The organism is Archangium violaceum (genome assembly GCF_016887565.1).
GTDB classification, from domain to species: domain Bacteria; phylum Myxococcota; class Myxococcia; order Myxococcales; family Myxococcaceae; genus Archangium; species Archangium violaceum_B.
The window spans coordinates 4,629,626-4,648,557 of the sequence record NZ_CP069396.1; the positions used below are offsets into that span (position 1 = coordinate 4,629,626).

Annotated in this window: 9 protein-coding genes; 5 read left to right on the top strand and 4 right to left on the bottom strand. The window is 67.1% G+C overall.

Annotated elements, in window-relative coordinates:
* Positions 1-49 precede the first annotated feature (49 nt).
* The 3 genes from JRI60_RS19115 to JRI60_RS19125 all read left to right on the top strand — a co-directional run bounded on the left by JRI60_RS19115 (position 50) and on the right by JRI60_RS19125 (position 2,890).
* Positions 50-955, top strand: a complete 906-nt coding sequence (locus tag JRI60_RS19115; RefSeq protein WP_204227295.1) for a hypothetical protein — start codon at positions 50-52, stop codon at positions 953-955.
* 224 nt (positions 956-1,179) lie between these two features.
* Positions 1,180-1,680 carry a toxin-antitoxin system YwqK family antitoxin gene (locus JRI60_RS19120; protein WP_204227296.1) on the top strand — a complete coding sequence of 167 codons (501 nt, stop codon included), beginning with the start codon at positions 1,180-1,182 and terminating at the stop codon, positions 1,678-1,680.
* A 169-nt stretch (positions 1,681-1,849) separates the two neighbouring features.
* Entirely contained in the window at positions 1,850-2,890 is a 1,041-nt protein-coding gene (locus tag JRI60_RS19125; protein ID WP_204229006.1) for a TIGR04552 family protein, read from the top strand.
* A gap of 32 nt (positions 2,891-2,922) precedes the next feature.
* On the opposite strand, the gene JRI60_RS19130 is transcribed toward JRI60_RS19125, so the two are convergent.
* From JRI60_RS19130 to JRI60_RS19140, 3 genes are all read right to left on the bottom strand, one after another.
* Complete coding sequence (locus JRI60_RS19130) at positions 2,923-4,944, bottom strand: Ig-like domain-containing protein (protein WP_204227297.1); 2,022 nt, start codon at positions 4,942-4,944, stop codon at positions 2,923-2,925.
* A gap of 236 nt (positions 4,945-5,180) precedes the next feature.
* On the bottom strand, positions 5,181-6,827 hold the full coding sequence (gene ffh / locus JRI60_RS19135) for a signal recognition particle protein (RefSeq protein ID WP_204227298.1): 1,647 nt from the start codon (positions 6,825-6,827) through the stop codon (positions 5,181-5,183).
* Positions 6,828-6,993: 166 nt separating this feature from the next.
* Complete coding sequence (locus JRI60_RS19140; protein WP_239470610.1) at positions 6,994-7,521, bottom strand: GNAT family N-acetyltransferase; 528 nt, start codon at positions 7,519-7,521, stop codon at positions 6,994-6,996.
* A 391-nt stretch (positions 7,522-7,912) separates the two neighbouring features.
* On the opposite strand from JRI60_RS19140, the gene JRI60_RS19145 reads away from it, so the two are divergent.
* Positions 7,913-12,880, top strand: a complete 4,968-nt coding sequence (locus JRI60_RS19145; RefSeq protein WP_204227300.1) for a non-ribosomal peptide synthetase — start codon at positions 7,913-7,915, stop codon at positions 12,878-12,880.
* A 21-nt stretch (positions 12,881-12,901) separates the two neighbouring features.
* Positions 12,902-16,900: a non-ribosomal peptide synthetase gene (locus tag JRI60_RS19150; RefSeq protein WP_204227301.1), complete on the top strand. Its 3,999-nt coding sequence runs from the start codon at positions 12,902-12,904 to the stop codon at positions 16,898-16,900.
* Between the two features lie 24 nt (positions 16,901-16,924).
* Here JRI60_RS19150 and JRI60_RS19155 read toward each other — a convergent pair whose 3' ends face one another.
* Positions 16,925-18,910, bottom strand: a complete 1,986-nt coding sequence (locus tag JRI60_RS19155; RefSeq protein WP_204227302.1) for a S9 family peptidase — start codon at positions 18,908-18,910, stop codon at positions 16,925-16,927.
* Positions 18,911-18,932: the final 22 nt, after the last annotated feature.

Consider the following 18,932-nt stretch of genomic DNA (forward strand, 5'->3'; position numbering starts at 1 on the left):
GCCGGAAACCCTCTTCCGAGCGACGTATCCATTCAGGAGGAAGTAGAGAATGCAGCTTCGTAAGATGTCGTTGATGCTCACGGTGTTGGGCGCGGTGGGCATGATGCTGACGGGTTGCGGTGGGGACGAGCAGACCCTGACGTGCTCCGCGGACACGGACTGCTTGGAGTCCGAGATCTGTCACCCGAACGCGAAGGTCTGCGTGCAGACGTGTACGGCTGGCGCGGACTGCCCCGACACGGCCAAGACCTGCGAGGCGCTGGACACCTCGAGCGCGAGCTCCCCGAAGATCTGCAAGTGCAGCACGGACGCGCTGTGCAACACCGGCCGTGAGACTGCCGATCTGACGTGCTCGTCGGCCTACAAGGTCTGCGTGCCCTCTGGGACCGCGGGCGGTTGCACCACGAACGCTGACTGCGCCTCGGGTCAGACCTGCCAGGCGGGCGTGTGCAAGGCGCCGACCACGGGTTCGACCTGCTCGGGCGAGGGCAAGAGCACCTGCAACTACGGCGAGTACTGCAGCAGCAGCACGTGCGCTGCGGTGCCTGCTCCGACGTGCGACAACTACCAGAACTTCACTGACCGTACCAAGCTGGGCACGACGGGCCCCATCACCTTCAAGGCCGTGACGACGAGCGCCACGACTGACACGACTTGGTGCGCCGGTGCCGGCACGCCCAAGCGCGTGAAGGTGACGATCTCTGCGTATTCCAACACGCCGTTCCCGCAGGACAAGGATCAGCTGAATGGTTTGTTCTGGGTTCAGGTGAATGGCTCCCCGAAGTCCGCTACCGACATCATCAGTGCTTCTGCGGGCAATTACACGGTAACGGGTACGAACCGCGAGCGCGCGGATATCGTCCTGAACTTCTGCGTTGCGGCTGACAGCCAGACCCTCTCGACGGGTGTGTACTTTACGGGTGGCAACTTCTTCTGCTACCGGGCGAACTACTGAGGCCTTGAGGTCGAATCGGTTGCAGGTTCGCTGACGACCAGTGTTCTTTGGGGCCCTATCCAGTTCTTCGCTGGGTAGGGCCCTACCATTTTAGGTATGGCCGCCACCGGCGGCGTATGCGCCAATCCCCTGGGCTATGGGAATTCCAGTGTGAATTTCACCCGTCGGGTAGCGTCATTTAAACAGCACGCACGGCGATGCCGGCGTTCTCACAAGGAGAGTTCATGTTGCCTTCGAAGATGATGAAGACCTTCGCTCTTGGGCTGGTGTTCGTGGCACCTCTTGCCCTTGCCGAGGGACAGGCGACCAAGGGGGCAGTGAACAACAAGCTGAGCTGCCCTGCGGGAACGAAGCAGTTTGGCAATGCGGACGATGGGCTCTTCTGCCGTAAGGTGGACGCCAAGGACGGTACGCTCATCCCGCATGGTCCGTATGCTTCGTACTTCCCCAATGGCCAGAAGCGCTCCGAGGGGCAGTACGTTGACGGCTTCCGTTCCGGCTCGTGGACCTTCTACAACGAGGCGGGTCAGGTGACGGGTCGTACGGAGTTCCAGCGCGAGAACTACCACGGGAAGCGGGTGCTCTACTTCGCCAACGGGAAGCCGCACATCGTCGAGGAGTACGCAAACGGTAGGCGTAACGGCCTCGTTCAGGAGTTCTCCGAGGACGGCAAACTCGTTCGCCAGGCCCAATACCGTGATGATCAGCAGGTTGCCGAGAAGTAGCGGAACTGCTGCTCGGTGACTTCCAGAGGGCCCTCCCCAAGCGGGCGAGGGCCCTCTGTTTTCTCGGAGCCTCTTCCCTCCGTGTACGGGCTCGGCTAGAAGCCCAGACGTGAAGGCCGAGCCCACTATCCCACAGTTACCCGACATCCCCGTTTGCACCGTGGCGGACATGGGTCTCCGCGAGCTGGAGCGCATCCGGCTCATTCTCCGGGGTAGCTCGGTCATCGACTGGCGGCGGATGCACTTCCAGGCCCGGGATGAGGTTGACCGCTTCCTTCGGCTCTGTCAGGTCGACACCCGTCAGCCTCACGACGAGGCGTGGGCGCGTACGGTGCTCGCCGATGCGGTCGAGTACCTGCGACGAACCTTCGATTACCGCGTCGCGGATGCCGTGGCGAGCCCGGAGGAGATCCACGATCTCTTCCTCTATGCATCGGGTGCAAAGGGGCAGCCGAGGCATCGGCGCATTGCCTGCATCGTGCTCAAGGTGATGCATGTCATCCAGCACATCGAGGGGCGAGACCTGCTTCACCGGTTGGCGGTCTCCGAGGCGGACTTGTCCGAGATGGTGACCGCCAATGTGCTGCGGGTGGCGCAATTGCTTCGCGACAAAGGACTCCCCGTCATCGAGTTCGCCCACTCCATCAAGACGCGCGAGTCACTCATCACCAAGCTGCTGGCCAAGAAGGAGACCGTGGCCGCGCAAATCTATGACCGGACCCGCTTCCGCATCATCACGAAGACGCGCGCTGACATCCTTCCGGTCGTATATTTCCTGACCCAGCACCTGTTCCCTTTCAACTTCGTCGTCCCTGGGCAGACGGAGAACACTCTCATCTCGTTCAAATCCGTGCTCGAGGAGAACCCGCACCTGCAGCAGTACGCGCAGCAACTTCATCTGGACCTCGATTATGAGTCCAGAGAAGAGCAGTCGCGGAACCTCTTCTCCGGGAGTTCCTACCGAGCATTGAACTTCGTCGTGGATGTTCCTCTGCGATTGGACGCGTACCTGCCGCCTCCCGATCAGGATTCTCGCGAGCGTAAGAATCGGACGGCTTTCACGCTCGTGGAGTTCCAGGTGATGGACGAGGAGATTGCTCGTCAAAACGAGGAGGGGGAGAATGCTCACAAACTCTACAAACGAAGGCAGAAGCGGCGCGTGCTGCGCCGCCTCTCCCGAGGGCTTGTCGTTCCAAAGCGGCAAGGCTGAAGTGTTACTGCACTACTTTGGATGAGGCCAATCTAATTGTTGTACCGGCGTACGTAGAGGTAGTCCCCAGCGAAGTCACCGCCAATAACATGGCCATTATGCCAGGCGATCACGGGTCTTCCGGAGAAGTCGATTGCTAGCATGGGGTGTATATTGATGTTTTGACCCTCATTGATGCCGTCTTGAGTGGTCAAGGTGTTCCAGGTTTGATTGTCCCAGTGACTGGCAAATAGATTTTGATGCGTTGATTCAATGGTCCCATCGAACTCTATCCATGTGACGAAAAGCTTTCCAGAGGGAGTCACTTGAATGCGCGGTTGAATGGCAAAGCTGAAGCCGTCGAATGCGCTAAGAGGACTCCCAATTCGCTCCCAGGATTGAGGACCCGTGGAACGGTAGACTTGGATATCCTGCGGGCCATTTATGAGGGTCTCTTCCGACCAAGCCAGATACAAATTGTTCTGGGCGTCAATGCTCAATGAGCAGTCCTTGGCCGGCGTATCTCCACTGGATGCGCTGAGTCCGCCTGATACGTAACCAGTCGTATCGTTACCGTAGAATGGTGGTACGGCATAGGCCCAAGAGCCGTTCGGTTGGAATCGCATGACGTAGATGTTCGCGATATGACTTTCGTTTAGAGTCTGCTCGTGGAAGGCCACGATGGGTTGACCGTTGCTGTCCAACACGAGCGAAGGCTTGGAGCCGTTCGTGAAGTCGTAGACAGCGTTGATCATGCCTCCATTGGGGCCTACGCCGACGAATGCACCACCGTCAACTGACTTCTGGACATGGATCACGGTGATTTCATCAATGCTTACTTCATCCCATGCAACGTAGATTTCATTTCCGTGCACCGCGAGGGATGGATTGCGTGCCGGTGTCGGAGTTGGGTTGGGACGAGTGTCGTCCACGGCGGAGAGGCCTCCTGTTCCTATGGATTGCCAGGTGGACCCATTCCAGCGCTTGACGTAGATGTTCTCGTTGAAACCGTCTGATTCCTGCCACGCAACGACAGGGTTCCCGTTGCCATCAAGCGCCAGTGCTGGTTTGTACGCGGACCCAGATGGCGTGCTATTCAGGGGAGTGCCTAGCGGAGTAAAGGCATTGCCATCCCAACGGTAGACGAAAATGGATGTCCTGCCGCCAGTCGCGAGCTCTTCACTCCAGGCGACCACAGGGTTGCTCTGGCTATCGAGGACCATGGCGGTGTCCTTCAGGAGGGTGCGCCCTCCTACCGCATTCAACGGTCCGCCAAATGCGTACCAGTTGGGAAGCTCGAAGCTCCACGGTGTGCCTGGTCCCACGAGCGCATTTCCGGCCAGATCGGTAATGCTGCTACTCAGGCTGACCGAGAATGTCGCGGGCAGAGGCGGTCTTGCCTTGGGCGTAATGGTCAGCGTCTTTCCGTCGCTCGATAGCGAGAGCGTCTTTTCAGCCAGCACTCCAGAGACAGCGAAGCCCACGGTGGCATCACTGACGGTTGCCGCCTTCACGGCCTTGGTGAAGACCACTTGAATGGGCGTGCTGTAGTCTACATTGGTCGAGCCGGGCGTAGGTGAACGCGAGGAGACACGCAGATTGGCGCGGTCGACGATGATGGTCACGGGCGCGCTCGTGAACGTGCGGCCTGACTTGGTTGCGCGAGCCGTGATTTTGTAATTGCCCTCGGTCTCGGTCGTGGTGTTCCAGGTGTATGCATAGGGCGAGGAGAGCGTTGCGAGCTCCACCTCATCCTTGAAGAGCTGCACCAGTTCCGGCGTTCCTCCTCGCACATCGACGGAGATGGACGCGGAACCGCTGGTGTAGAGGGGGCCAGTAGGGGCGGTGATCGTGACGGTCAGACCGCTCGGCTGTGTACCCGAGTCGGGCACATCCACCGCTCCAGCGTCACCTGCGCCCGGGTCTCCCGCGTCCGGTTGTGTGTTTGTTGGCGTTCCCGAATCAGTAGCGGGCTCGATCTCCGGCACGTTGATGCATGCGGAGACCAGTCCGATGAGGACCAGGGGGATATAGCGTCTGAGGGTTGGCATGCTGCTCCGCTGTGCAGGGCTCATTCCAAGCTCCTGCTGCTGAGTTCCGGAGGACTCACGCTCGTAAGTCCCCGAAACGACTCGCGGAGAATGCCTCAGTTACGTCCACAGCGGGAATCGGGCCTCAGCGCTCTGTCCTGATGTCGAGACGCACCGTCCGTGACGCTGGATGGACCTTAAACAGCAGCGCCGCTCCAGGAGGCCCTCCGTGGGCTCCCCGAGCGGCGCGTGTCCCGCAGCGCTCCTCTTCGGAGCGGCGGCTACTTCTTCTTCCGGTTCTTCTTCTTGTTTTCCTTCTCGCGCTTGCGGCGCTCCTTGATGGCGTCCTTGTTCTCGGACTTGGCGCCCGCGGCCGAGGGCGGGGCGTAGCCCATCATGCGCGCCTTCGCCATGGCCGCCTGGCCCATCGGGGGCGTGTAGCCGGGGGCGATCTGCGGCAGCTGCATCGGCATCCCGCCCATGCCCATGCCGGCCATCGCCTTCTCCATCATCTTCGGGTCCTTTCCGAAGATGCTCGACATGTCCATGTTCTTCATCTGCGCCAGCTGACCCATCTGCCGGAAGCCGGGGATCCGCCCCAGCAGGCCCGGGTTCTGGCCGATCGTCCCCATCACCTGCTGCATCATCCCGAACTTCTGCAGCAGCTCGCGCACCTCCTCCGGCTTGCGGCCGCTACCCTTCGAGATGCGCTTCACCCGGCTGTCGGTGATGAGGTTCGGACGCAGGCGCTCCTGCTCCGTCATCGAGTCGTACATCGCCTCGATCTTCGTCAGCTCCTTCTCGTCCGGGTTCAGCTGCTCGGTCAGCTCGCCGAAGAGCGGGAACTTCTCCAGCAGATCCTTCAGCGGGCCCATCCGCCGCACCATGCGGATCTGCTCGACGAAGTCCTTCATCGTGAAGTTGCCCGACAGCAGCTTCTGCGCGTCCTCCGCCGCCTTCTTCTCGTCGACGACCCCCTCGAAGTCCTTCATCAGGCCCACGATGTCGCCGAAGCCAAGAATGCGGCTCGCCAGACCGTCCGGACGGAACTCCTCGAGCTTGTCCATCGACTCGCCCATGCCCAGGAACTTGATGGGCTTGCCCGTCACCTCCTTGATGGACAGCGCCGCGCCACCACGCGCGTCACCGTCCAGCTTGGTGAGGATGAAGCCGTCCAGGCTCAGGCGCCGATCGAACTCGGCCGCCGTGCGCACCGCGTCCTGGCCAATCATCGCGTCGCACACCAGTAGGATGTTGTCCGGCCGGACGTTGCCCTTGATGGCCTCCAGCTCGGTCATCAGTGCCTCGTCGATGGCCAGGCGGCCCGCGGTGTCGATGAGCACCACGTCGCACTTCTGCTCACGCGCCGCGGCGTACCCGCGCTTCGCCAGCTCCGGCGGCGGCACGTTGGGCTCGAAGTACACCGGCACCTTCAGCCGCTCGCCCAGTACCTTGAGCTGGTCCACGGCCGCCGGACGGTAGATGTCCGCCGCCACCAGCAGGGGTTTGCGCCCCTCCTTGAGCAGCTTGCTGGCGAGCTTGCCCGTGGTCGTCGTCTTACCCGACCCCTGCAGACCCACCATCATGATGCCGCTGACCTGGTCCTTGGGCTTGAGCTGGAGGCTCGTGTCCACCGGACCCATCAGGGCCTCGAGCTCGTCGTGGCAGATCTTCACGAAGTGGTCGCCCGCACTGACGCGGTGCTTGCGGCCAGCCTTGTCCGTGATGGTCGTCTGCACGACCTCTCCGACGGCCTTCTCGCGCACTCGCGCGACGAACTTCTTCACCACATCGAAGGCGACGTCGGCCTCCAACAGGGAGACGCGGATGTCACGCAGCGACTCATCCACCATCTCGGGGGTGATCTCACTCTTGCCCGCAAGGCGGTTCTTGGCGGCGCGGAAGCCCTTGGCGACGGTTTCAAGCATGGCGGTCGCTATATAACAGCGCTGGCGTGGACGGGATGCCCATGTGCGGGGCGGTCGTCCAATGGTGGAGAGTGACCGTCCCCGTCCTGCACGCGCAGCGGACCGGCAGGCGCCACGGACTTGAAATCCTCAAGCTTCCCGGGGACTTAGCGTCTCCTCGTGGCGGTTACCGGCCTGCTTCCAGGATGCCGGTCACCTCGAACCAGGGTGGCTCCGGATACGGATTCTCCTCGATTCGCATCCCCAGCCGACGCATGACCGCGATGGAGGCCCTGTTGTCGCGCTGCGTCCCGGCCAGTATCCGGCCCAGCTTCAAGGTGCCGAAGGCGTGGTCCACCAGGGCGTGAGCGGCTTCCGTGGCGTACCCCTGCCGTTGCCGCGCCGGCGTCAGCGCCCAGAAGAGCCCGACCTCCGCGGAGAAACGCGCGCCTTCCACTCCACCAAAAGAGGGCAGCTGTCCGAAGGGGGCCAGCAGGGGGACCAGGCCCACGAGACCCACGAAGCGCCCGCTCTCCTTGTCCTCGATCGCCCGCTCGCCGTACGGGGGCTGGTACAGGAGCGCCAGCTGCTCATAGTTGCGGACGGTCCACTCCAGCCACTCGCGGCGCCGCTTCAGGTTCTCCTCCTCGCTCACCGCCTTGTCCGCCCAGTCGATGTCGACGTAGAGCCGGTGGCAATCGTTCAGGTCTTCCATCCGCAGCGGGCGGATTCGCAACCTCTTCGTTTCCAACGTAGGTAGGTGCATGGCGTTCCAGGCGCTCGAGGCAACTCGCGCTTCGAGCCGGCCACTCTACATCAGTGACTGCCCGGGTCATGGCTCCGATGAAGCCGGATCCTCCATTCCGCGCGTGGATGAGTCTTTCGAGTCTTGGGAAATGAGGCTCGTGTTCCCGCAGACCCTTGTCCATGCGGCCATTCGCATGTGGACGGCCCATGCATGCCGTCGGTAGCATCCGCGCGCCCTTTTTCGATTCGCGGAGTGCCGGAAAGCACGGCCTCGAAGCCCACAAGCCGAAAGAAATCGCGTGCATCATTCCCATCGGCCTCAGTCCTCTCGGCGCTGTGTTCACCACCTGTTTTCCCAGATGGCCAGTCAGGCCCCCGAGGCACTGGCCGCGTGCTCCTCCTGGGAGTCCATCACCTATGGAGCGCTGGAAGCACGCTCCAACCAGCTCGCCCACCATCTGAGGCGCAGGGGCGTCGGGCCCGAACGGCTCGTGGTGCTGTGCCTCGACCGCTCGGTGGACATGCTCGTCGGCGTGCTTGGCGTGCTGAAGGCGGGCGCCGCCTACGTGCCGCTCGATCCGGCGTCGCCCCAGGCTCGGCTCTCCTTCATCGTCGAGGACACCCAGGCCCCGGTGGTCATCACCCGGGAGAAGCTCGTGGCACGGCTCCCGGTGGCCGCCGGGTGTCTGCTTCGCATGGACGCCGACCGCGCCGCCCTGGATGCCGAGCCTTCGGTCGAGCCCCCGGACGAGGCGCTTGAGTCCAACCTGGCCTACGTCATCTATACCTCGGGCTCCACCGGGCGCCCCAAGGGCGTGGCCATGCCGCACCTGCCCCTCTTCAATCTGCTCGAGTGGCAGCTCCAGCAGTCCGCGCTGAAGCAGGGGAGCCGGACTCTCCAGTTCTCATCCCTGAGCTTCGATGTCTCCTTCCAGGAGATGTTCTCGACCTGGAGCGCGGGCGGCACCCTGGTGATCGTCGACGAGGAGCAACGGAGGGATCCAGGGCAGCTCCTCGAGGTGCTCCGCGCTCAGCGGGTGGAGCGCCTCTTCCTGCCCTTCATCGCCCTGCAGCAGCTGGCCGGCGTGGCCGAGGAGCGGGACCTCTCGGGCCTCGTCCTCCGAGAGGTGATCACCGCGGGTGAGCCCCTGCAGAGCACGCCCCAGGTCAGGGCGTTCTTCTCCCGGCTGCCCGACTGCCGGCTCCAGAACCAGTACGGGCCCACGGAGACGCACGTGGTGACGGCCTTCTCGTTGGAGGGGTCGCCCGGCCAGTGGCAGGTGCTCCCCCCCATCGGCCGTTCCATCCAGGGCGCGCGTATCCACCTGCTCGATGCGCGGCTCCATCCCGTCCCCGTGGGGGAGGTGGGAGAGCTCTATGTCGCGGGAGTGGCCCTGGCTCGCGGCTACCTGGCGCGGCCCGGCCTCACCGCCGAGCGCTTCATCCCGGATCCCTTCGGTCCTGGACCCGGTGGGCGCCTCTACCGCACCGGAGATCTGGCGCGCTGGCTGCCAGAGGGTGACATCGAGTTCCTCGGCCGCGCGGATCATCAGGTGAAGATCCGTGGCATCCGCGTGGAGCCGGGCGAGGTGGAGGGCGCGCTGGCCTCTCATCCGGGCGTGCGCGAGGTGGTGGTGGTGGCTCGGGAGGACGAGCGCGGGCAGAAGTTCCTCACCGCCTACGTGGTCCCCCGCTCTCCACCTCCCACCGCCGCCATGCTGCGCGCCTTCGCCCGGAAGCAGTTGCCGGACCACCTGGTGCCCGCGGCCTTCGTGCTGCTCGACGCCCTCCCGCTCACCGCGACGGGCAAGGTGGATCGTCTCGCGCTCCCCGCTCCGGAGCGGGGCCGGCGCGAGCTGCTCGAGGCCTATGTCGCGCCGCGTACGCCCGACGAGGCGGCGCTGGTGGGGCTCTTCGGAGAAGTGCTGGGACTCGAACACGTGGGCATCCACGATGACTTCTTCGAGCTCGGCGGCAGCTCCCTGCATGCCACCGGGCTGGTGGCCCGGCTCCGCCGCGCGTTCCAGGTCGAGCTGCCGGTCCGCTCCGTCTTCGAGAACCCCACCGCCGCGGCGCTCGGCACCGCGGTGGGCCTCCGGCGCTCGGAGCGCGTGGACCACGGGCCGGAGTTGCGGCGCCGTGCCTCCTCGGGGCAGTCCCTCCCGCTCTCCTTCTCCCAGCAGCGGCTCTGGCTCCTGTCCCAGCTGTCCCCGGAGCGCGCCGACTACAACGTCGCCGTGCTCCTGCGCATCGAGGGGCCACTGGATGCCGAGGCCCTGGAGTGGAGCCTCGGGGAGCTCGTCGCCCGCCACGAGGCGCTGCGGACCGTCTTCCCGGTCGAGAATGGCAAGCCCCACCAGCTCATCCTCGATGCGGCACCCTGCCCGCTGCGGCGGGTGGAGCTGGCGGAAGCACACCTGGAGGAGGCCGCGCGCGTGGAGGCCGCGCTTCCGTTCCGTCTCGAGCAGGGGCCTCTCCTTCGCGCCACCTTGTTCCGGACGGGTGACGGACGGCACGCGCTCCTGCTCGTGATGCACCACATCGTCACGGATGGCTGGTCGCTCGAGGTGATGGCTCGCGAGCTGGCCGCGTCGTACCAGGCTCGCCAGGATGGCACGAAAGCGGCGCTCCCCGAGCTGCCCCTCCAATACGCCGACTTCTCCGAGTGGCAGCGGGAGTGGCTGAGCGGCGCGGTGCTCGACACGCAGCTCTCGTACTGGCGCTCGCAGCTCGCGGGTGCGCCCTCGGCCCTGGAGATTCCCACGGATCGGCCGCGACCGGCCGTGCAGACCTCCCGCGGCGCCAGCCACCGCTTCGGCCTCGAGCCGGCGCTCACCGCCCGGTTGCAGGCCCTCAGCGCGCGCGAGGGCGTCACCCTCTTCGCCACGCTCCTCTCCGTCTTCCAGATCCTCCTCCATCGCTACGGCGGCCAGGAGGACATCCTCGTGGGCACCCCCGCGGCCAATCGCGGCCGCGTGGAGCTGGAAGGGCTCGTCGGCTTCTTCGTCAACACCCTGGTGATGCGCGCGCGCTTCGGGGATGCCCCCACCTTCCGGGAGGTCCTCGCTCGCGCCCGGGAGACCACCCTGAGCGCCTACAGCCACCAGGATCTCCCCTTCGAGAAGCTGGTGGAGGTCCTCCAGCCGCGGCGCGATCCCAGCCGCACGCCCCTCATCCAGGCCGTCTTCGCCCTGGAGATGGAGCAGCCCCGCTGGAGCCTGTCCGGCCTCTCCGTCGAGCCGAGGGAGCTGGAGGTCGGTACGGCCCAGTTCGATCTCACGTTGACGCTCGCGGCGGCTCCGGAGGGGGGTCTGCACGGCACGTTGAACTTCAACTCGGACCTCTTCGAGGCCTCGACCGCTCAGCGGATGGCGGAGCACTTCCGCACGCTGGCGGCGCGCCTGGCGGCAGACCCGGAGCAGCGGATCTCCCAGGTTCCGCTGTTGGACGAGGAAGAGCGGCGGCGCGTGCTGGTGGAGTGGAACGCCACCGCCATCGAGTACCCCCGGGACCGCACCCTCCACGCGCTCTTCGAGGAGCGCGCCACGCGGGAGCCGGAGCGGGTGGCCGTCCTGGCCGAGGGCCAATCGCTCAGCTATGGCGAGCTGAACCGGCGGGCCAACCAGCTCGCCTCGCGGCTGCGGGCGAGTGGGGTGGGTCCCGAAACGCGGGTAGCGCTCTGTCTGGAGCGCTCGCCGGAGCTGGTGGTGGGGCTGCTGGCGATCCTCAAGGCCGGTGGTTGCTACGTGCCGCTGGATCTCGCCTACCCGGCGCAGCGGCTGGCGTTCATGATGGAGGACAGCCGGGCCGCCGTGCTCGTCACCCGGCGCGCGCTGGTGGAGCGGTTGCCCGCCTTCGCCGGGCGCGTGCTCGACGTCGACGAGGAGGGTGGGCCGTTGCCGGAGGAGGCTCCCGGCGGGCCGGTCCATCCCGACAGCCCCGCCTATGTCCTCTATACCTCGGGCTCCACCGGCACTCCCAAGGGCGTGGCCGTCCCGCACCGTGGCGTCGTTCGCCTGGTGATGGGCGCTCCGTACGCCTCGCTGGCTCCCGGAGACGTGGTGCTGCAGATCGCCACGGTGCAGTTCGATGCCTCCGCCTGGGAGATCTGGTCGGCGCTGCTCAACGGGGCGGCGCTGGCGCTCTTTCCACCGCATGCCCCCTCCTTGGGAGAGCTGGGGGCATTCATCGAGCAGCGCAAGGTGACCGCCGCGCTGTTCACCAGCGGCCTCTTCAACCAGCTCGTGGATGCCGAGCTGGGACGACTCGCGGGGTTGAGGCACCTCCTGGTCGGCGGTGACGTGGTCTCCGTCCCGCACGCGCGGCGGGTGCTGGAGGCGCTCCCGGATTGCCGGCTCGTCAACGCGTATGGTCCCACCGAGAACTCGGTCATCACCACCGCCACCGTCGTGCGCGCCGGGGACATCGGCGCATCCGTGCCCATCGGCGTGCCCCTGCAGAACACGACCGTGTACATCGTGGACGGCAACCTCCAGCCCGTTCCCGTGGGAGTGCCGGGCGAGCTGCTGACCGGCGGCGAGGGTCTGGCGCGCGGCTACGTGGGGCGGCCGGAGCTGACGGCGGAGCGGTTCATCCCGGATCCCTTCAGCGGAAGGTCGGGCGCGCGGTTGTACCGCACCGGAGATCTGGCGCGCTGGAGGCCCGACGGCCTCATCGAGTTCCTCGGGCGCCTGGATGGACAGGTGAAGATCCGCGGCTTCCGCATCGAGCTGGGCGAGGTGGAGGCCGCGCTGGCGGGCCACCCGGCCCTGCGCGAGGTGACCGTGCTCGCCCGGGGAGACTCCGCCCAGGACAAGCGTCTGGTGGCCTACGTGGTGCCTCGTGAGCCCGTGGACAGCCTCCAGCTCCGCGGCTTCCTCCGGGAGCGGTTGCCGGAGCACATGGTGCCCTCGGCCTTCGTCCTCCTCGACGCGCTGCCGCTCACGCCCAACGGCAAGGTGGATCGCCGGGCCTTGCCCGCACCGGACGTCAGCGCCCTGGCCGGGCAGGACGAGTCCGCTCCGCGCACTCCGAACGAGGCCCTGCTGGTCGGCATCTGGTGCGAGCTGCTCGGCGTTCCGCGGCTCGGCATCCACGCCAACTTCTTCGAGCTGGGTGGACACTCGCTCCTGGCAACCCAGGTCATCTCCCGGATTCGCCAGCAGTTGGGCGTGGATCTTCCGTTGAGCAGTCTGTTCGAAGCACCGACGATCGCCGAGCTGGCCCGCCAGGTGGAGGGCCGCGCCGGCAAGGCCGCCGTGCAGGCCCCTCCACTCGTGGCGCGCGCCCGTCCCGGTCGCCGTCCTCCCTCCCGCCAGGACTCCTGAACCCTTTACCCTCCCAGAACCATGCGACGCACTGAAACCGCACTCGACACTCCTCCTGGTTCCGATGCCGCCGACGGCGAGCGTCTCCCGCTTTCGTTCGCGCAGCAGCGCATGTGGCTCCTCCACCACTACGCGCCCGACGTTCCGCTCTACAACTCGCCCATCGCGTTCCGGATCCGCGGTTCCCTGTCGGCCCCCGTGCTCGAGCGCGGCCTGCGCCTGCTCGCCGAGCGCCACGAGGGCATGCGGACCACGTTCCCCACGGTGGACGGCATGCCGCAGGTGGCGATCTCCGACGAGGTCTCCTTCCACCTTCCGGTGGAGGACCTGCAGCACCTGCCTCCCGCCGCCCGCGAAGAGGCCGCCCTCGAGCGCGCCACCACCGAGGCCCGGCGCGTGTTCGACATGGGCCAGGGTCCGCTCTGGCGCGCGCTGCTGCTCCGGCTCACCCCGGAGGAGCATCTGTTCGTCCTGACGATGCACCACATCATCACGGACGGCTGGTCCATGGGCCTCCTGTGTGAGGAGCTGTCCCGGACCTACGAGGCGCTCTGGAAGGGGACGGAGCCGGTGCTCCCCGAGCTGCCGCTCCAGTACGCCGACTTCGCGGCATGGCAGCGCGAGTGGCTCTCCGGCGACACCCTCGCGGCGCAGCTGAAGTATTGGAAGGAGAGCCTGGCCGGCGCCCCTCCGGTGATGGAGCTCCCGACGGATCGCCCTCGCCCCGCGAAGAACACCTACCGGGCCGCCCGTCATGCCTTCGTGCTGCCCGCGTCCCTGACGAAGCCGCTCGAGGCGCTGAGCGCGAAGGAGGGATCCACCCCCTTCATGATCCTCCTGTCCACCTTCTCGGCGCTGCTCGGGCGCTACACGCGCCGGGACGACATCATCGTGGGCACGCCCATCGCCAACCGGAACCGGGCGGAGATCGAGCGGCTGGTGGGCTTCTTCGTCAACACCCTGGTGCTGCGCGTCCGCCTGGACGGCAACCCCAGCTTCCGCGAGCTGCTCCAGCGCGTCCGTCAGGTGACGCTCGGGGCGTATGACCACCAGGATCTGCCCTTCGAGAAGCTGGTGGAGGAGCTCAGCCCCGAGCGCAACCAGAGTCACTCGCCCATCTTCCAGGTGCTGTTCGACTTCGCCACCGCGGACCTCTCCCTGCGGCTCCCGGGGCTCGAGGCCTCCCACGTCCGGCTCGATGAGGGCTCCACCCCCTTCGACGTGAGCGTCTCGCTGGAGAAGAGCGGCGACTCCTACGGCGGGTACTTCACCTACAACGCGGACCTCTTCGAGAGCACCACCATCGCCCGGCTGGAGCGGCACTACGCCCGGCTGCTGGGCGCGGCCCTGGCCCAGCCGGAGCGGCCCGTGGGAGACCTGCCGCTCCTGGAGGCGGACGAGGAGCACCGGCTGCTGGTGGACTGGAACCGCACCGCCTTCGAGCCTCGCGCCGACTCCACCCTCCACCACCTCTTCGAGCGCCAGGTGGAGGCCACGCCCGAGGCGCTCGCCCTCGTCGTCGGCACCCGCCGCTTCACCTACCGGCAGCTGGACGAGCGCGCCAACCAGCTCGCCTGGCACCTGCGCTCCCTGGGCGTGGGCCCCGAGGTCCCCGTCGCCGTGTGCCTGGAGCGCACCGAGACCCTGCTCGTCGCCATCCTGGCCGTCCTCAAGGCCGGAGGGGCCTACGTGCCGCTCGACCCGGCCTACCCCTCGCAGCGCCTGGCCTTCAGCCTCGCCGACGCCAGGAGCCCGCTGCTCCTCACCCAGCACTCGCTGGCCGAGAGCATGCGCGGCCTGGGCGCCCCAGCCCTCCTGACGCTGGATGAGCCCGAGGCCTTCTCCCACCACCCCACGCACCGGCCCGCCTGCCCCGCGGAGTCCCAGCACCTGGCCTACGTCCTCTACACCTCCGGCTCCACCGGCAGGCCCAAGGGCGTCGCCGTCCAGCACGCCAGCGCCGCCGCCCTCGTGCAGTGGGCCCTGAACGCCTTCTCAACGGAACAGCTCTCCGCGACGCTGGCCGCCACCTCCGTCTGCTTCGACCTCTCCATCTTCGAGCTCTTCGCTCCGCTGTCGTGCGGCGGCCGCGTCTACCTCGCCGACAACGCCCTGGCCCTGCCTTCGCTGCCCGCCGCTTCCGAGGTCACCCTCATCAACACCGTGCCCTCGGCCGTGACCGAGCTGGTGCGCCAGGGCGCACTGCCCGCCTCGGTGCGCACCGTCAACCTCGCGGGCGAGCCGCTTCCGGCCTCCCTGGTGCAGTCCCTCTATGGCCTGGGCACCGTCCAGTCCGTCTACAACCTCTACGGCCCCACCGAGGACACCACCTACTCCACCTGGGCCCTGGCCCCGCGTGAGTCCTCCGCGCCGCCTCCCATCGGCCGGCCCCTGCCCGGCACCCAGGCCTATGTCCTGGATGCGCGGCTGCGGCCCGTTCCCCAGGGCATCCCCGGCGAGCTGTACCTCGGCGGCAAGGGCCTGGCCCGCGGCTACCTCGGCCGCCCCGACCTCTCCGCCGAGCGCTTCGTCCCCAATCCCTTCTCCTCCACGCCGGGTGCGCGCATGTACCGCACCGGCGACCGGGTGCGCTGGCGCGCCGATGGGCAGCTCGAGTACCTGGAGCGCATCGACTTCCAGGTGAAGGTACGCGGCTTCCGCATCGAGCTGGGTGAGGTGGAGCAGGCGCTCCTGCAACACCCGGCCGTGCGCGAGGCGGTGGCCCTGGCGCGCGACGGTGGACCGGACGGCAAGCAGCTCGTGGCCTACGTCACGGGCCCGGCGGACCAGCTCGGCGCCTCGGCGCTGCGCTCCTTCCTCCGCGAGCGTCTGCCGGACTACATGGTGCCCTCCGCCTTCGTGGTGCTCGAGGCGCTGCCCCTGACGGCCAACGGCAAGGTGGATCGCCAGGCCCTGCCGGCCCCCGTTCCCTCGGCGGGCGCCTCGCGGATCCACATCCCGCACCGGGATCGTACCGAGATGCTGCTGTGCGGCATCTGGGAGGAGCTGCTCAACGTCCACCCCATCGGCATCCGGGACGACTTCTTCGCGCTGGGAGGCACCTCGCTGGTGGCGGTGCGGCTGATGCACCGCATCCGCGAGACCTTCGGGCGCACACTGCCCATCTCCGCGCTCTTCAGCGCGAAGAGCGTGGAGGAGCTGGCGCTCCTGCTGCGCGAGAAGCAGGACCCGGTGGCCTGGACGCCGCTGGTGCCCATACAGCCCGGCGGCAAGCGGCGCCCGCTCTACTGTGTCCACCCGCTGGGCGGGACGGTGCTCGGCTTCGGCCCGCTCGCGCGAAGGCTGGGACCGGATCAGCCCTTCTTCGGCCTGGAGCACGTTCGGCCGGGCAAGCCGCCGAACCGGGTGGAGGCCATGGCCGCCGAGTACCTGGCCGCCATCCGCAAGCACCAGCCCCAGGGGTCGTACCGCCTGGCCGGCAAGTCCGTGGGAGGCCTGGTGGCCGTCGAGATGGCGCGCATGCTCCAGGCCGAGGGTCAGGAGGTGGAGCTGCTGGCCCTGTTGGGCACCGCCGTGCCGATGGATGATCGACCGGGCCCCAACGCGGAGTCCATCCAGGCCATGGCGCATCTCTCCAAGGAGGACGCGCTCGTCGCCAAGATCCTCCTGCAGTTCGGCCAGGAGTTCCCCGAGCTGCAGGAACTGGCCAGGATGAGCAAGGAGGAGAAGCTGAGCAAGGGCCTGCGCTTCGCCAAGGAGCACGGCGCGTTGCCGGCCGACTTCGGCGAGTCCCAGCTGGATCACCTCTTCTGGGCCTGGCACGCCGAGGCGGAGGCGTTCGACATCTACCGCGCGCAGTACTACGACGGCCACATCACCCACTTCGTCCCCGCGTGCGACGAGGGCAAGCCCGTCATGGACTGGAGCGGGTTGTGCCGCTCGTGGGAGGTGCACGTGGTGGCGGGCGAGCACGAGACGATCGACGACGAGCCGCACGTCGAGGTGCTCGCCAACGCGCTGGGGGGCTGCCTGCGCCGGCTGGACGGCGTGAAGCCCTAGGCGCCCCCGGGGACGACCCTCGGCCTACTCGCCGAGGGTCGTCACCACCGCGGTCGAGCCCGGCACGCGCTCTCCGCCCAGGGGCTCCGCGCGTCCGCCCAGGCACCGGGCCAGGAAGGCCTCGACGCGGGCGTTGAAGTCCATGTTGTTCTCGGCGCGCGTGAGGCCGTGCCCCTCGTCCGGATAGAGGACGTAGGTGACCCGGCCGCCGCGCTTCTTGATCGCCGCGACGATCTGCTCGGCCTCGCTGACGGGCGCGCGGACGTCGTTGGCGCCCGCGCCCACCAGCAGCGGCCGTTCGATCCGATCCACGCGGAACAGCGGCGAGCCGGTCTCGAGGAGCTTCTCGTCCTGGGGGTTCCCCAGCTTGCCGAGGCGTGCATCGAAGAAGGCCCGCGCCCCTTCCCAATACGGCGGGATGTTGCGCAGCCACGAGATGAGGTTGGCCGGCCCCGAGTGGTCCACCGCGCAGGCGAACTTCTTCGGCGTGAAGGCCGCACCGGCCAGTGCCGCGTACCCGCCATACGAGAAGCCGTAGATGGCCACCCGCTCCGGATCCGCGTAGCCCTCGCGCACGGCCCAGTCGACCGCGTCGACGAGATCGTCCTGCATGGCCAGCCCCCACTGGCGGTAGCTGGCGGCCATGAACTTCTTCCCGAAGCCCGAGGAGCCACGGAAGTTCACCTGCAGCACGGCGTAGCCGCGGTTGGCGAACCACTGGGTATACGGGCTGAAGCCCCACCAGTCGCGCAGCCAGGGGCCACCGTGCACGTACACCACCATGGGTAGCTTGCGCGCTGGCACGCCGAGCGGAAGCGTCAGGTACGCCTGGAGCTTCAGCCCATCGCGGGCCTCGAAGGAGACCGACCGCATGGGCGCCAGCGGCTGCTTCTCCAGCTCCGCCTGCTGGTGGAACAGGAACCGACCGCTCCGGGCCTGGCGGTCCCAGGCGTAGATGCGGGGCGCGCCCTTGTCGGTGGTGTACTGCACCAGCCAGAAGCGGTCCGAGTGATCCCTGCTGATGACGTTGAAGTCTCCATCGAAGAGCTTCTCCAGCCCCTCGAAGTCGGCCTTCACCGCCGGGTCCACCACCGTCCAGCGCTTGCGCGCGGGATTGAAGGCCACCGCCTGGGCCTTCTGGGTGCGCGGATGGAGCAGCGGCTCGATCGCATCCGCCTCCTCGGAGGCCGCGAGCACCCGCTGCTTGCGGGTCTTGATCCCCATCTCGACCAGGCGCGCCTTGTCGCCACCGATCGAGCTGAGCAGCAGCAGGGCGCGGCCCTCATCGGCGAAGCCCATCACGTCGAGCAGCTCCTCCGGCCCCACCGTGAGGAAGGAGCGCCAGGGTGCCTTCTCGTCGTCCCGGACGCGGATCTCCGTCCCGCCGTCGCGGGAGGTGGTCACCAGCGCCCGGACGCGCAGCCGCGAATCGACGACCCAGCGGCTGACTCCGCCCGGATCCCTCGCCACCCGCTCCAGCGCGCCCGTGGAGAGGGTGAGGCGATAGATGTCCGTGAGGGTCCGGTCCTCCAGGTTGATGGACACCAGCAGCGTGTCCGGGAACGCGGGGGAGGAGGCCACCAGATCGGCGCGCACGCCCTCGACGGGGGTGTAGTCGCGCACGTTGCCCGTGGGAAGGTCCACCCCGAGGATGTGCCAGTTCTCGTCCCCGTCCTTGTCCTTGAAGAACAGCAGCGTGCGGCCGTCCTCCGCCCAGCGGAACGCATGGATGCCCCGCGGGTCCGACGTCACCGGCTTGCCCTTGTCGTTCCCCTCCAGCGAGCGCACCCAGACCTGCACGTGGTTGTGCTCGTCCGGTAGCAGGTAGGCCACCGACTTCCCATCGGGCGACAGCTGGGGGATGGCGTACGAGGTGGGATCGGCGATCGGCGGGGAGTCCTTGGGATTGCCGAAGAGGATCTCCCGGGGAATGAGCGGTGGAGGTTCGGCGCTCGCGGGAAGGGCGAGTGTCAGGGCGAGCAGGAGCGCGCGGGCGTTGAGGCGCAGCATGGGATCTCGGGTGTAGGGGTGG

Coding starts and splice junctions, on each gene's coding strand:
- JRI60_RS19125 (WP_204229006.1), top strand. CDS start 1,850: ATGGGTCTCCGCGAGCTGGAGCGCATCCGGCTCATTCTCCGGGGTAGC.
- JRI60_RS19115 (WP_204227295.1), top strand. CDS start 50: ATGCAGCTTCGTAAGATGTCGTTGATGCTCACGGTGTTGGGCGCGGTG.
- JRI60_RS19120 (WP_204227296.1), top strand. CDS start 1,180: ATGTTGCCTTCGAAGATGATGAAGACCTTCGCTCTTGGGCTGGTGTTC.
- JRI60_RS19140 (WP_239470610.1), bottom strand. CDS start 7,521: ATGGAAGACCTGAACGATTGCCACCGGCTCTACGTCGACATCGACTGG.
- JRI60_RS19130 (WP_204227297.1), bottom strand. CDS start 4,944: ATGAGCCCTGCACAGCGGAGCAGCATGCCAACCCTCAGACGCTATATC.
- JRI60_RS19150 (WP_204227301.1), top strand. CDS start 12,902: ATGCGACGCACTGAAACCGCACTCGACACTCCTCCTGGTTCCGATGCC.
- JRI60_RS19155 (WP_204227302.1), bottom strand. CDS start 18,910: ATGCTGCGCCTCAACGCCCGCGCGCTCCTGCTCGCCCTGACACTCGCC.
- ffh (WP_204227298.1), bottom strand. CDS start 6,827: ATGCTTGAAACCGTCGCCAAGGGCTTCCGCGCCGCCAAGAACCGCCTT.
- JRI60_RS19145 (WP_204227300.1), top strand. CDS start 7,913: ATGGCCAGTCAGGCCCCCGAGGCACTGGCCGCGTGCTCCTCCTGGGAG.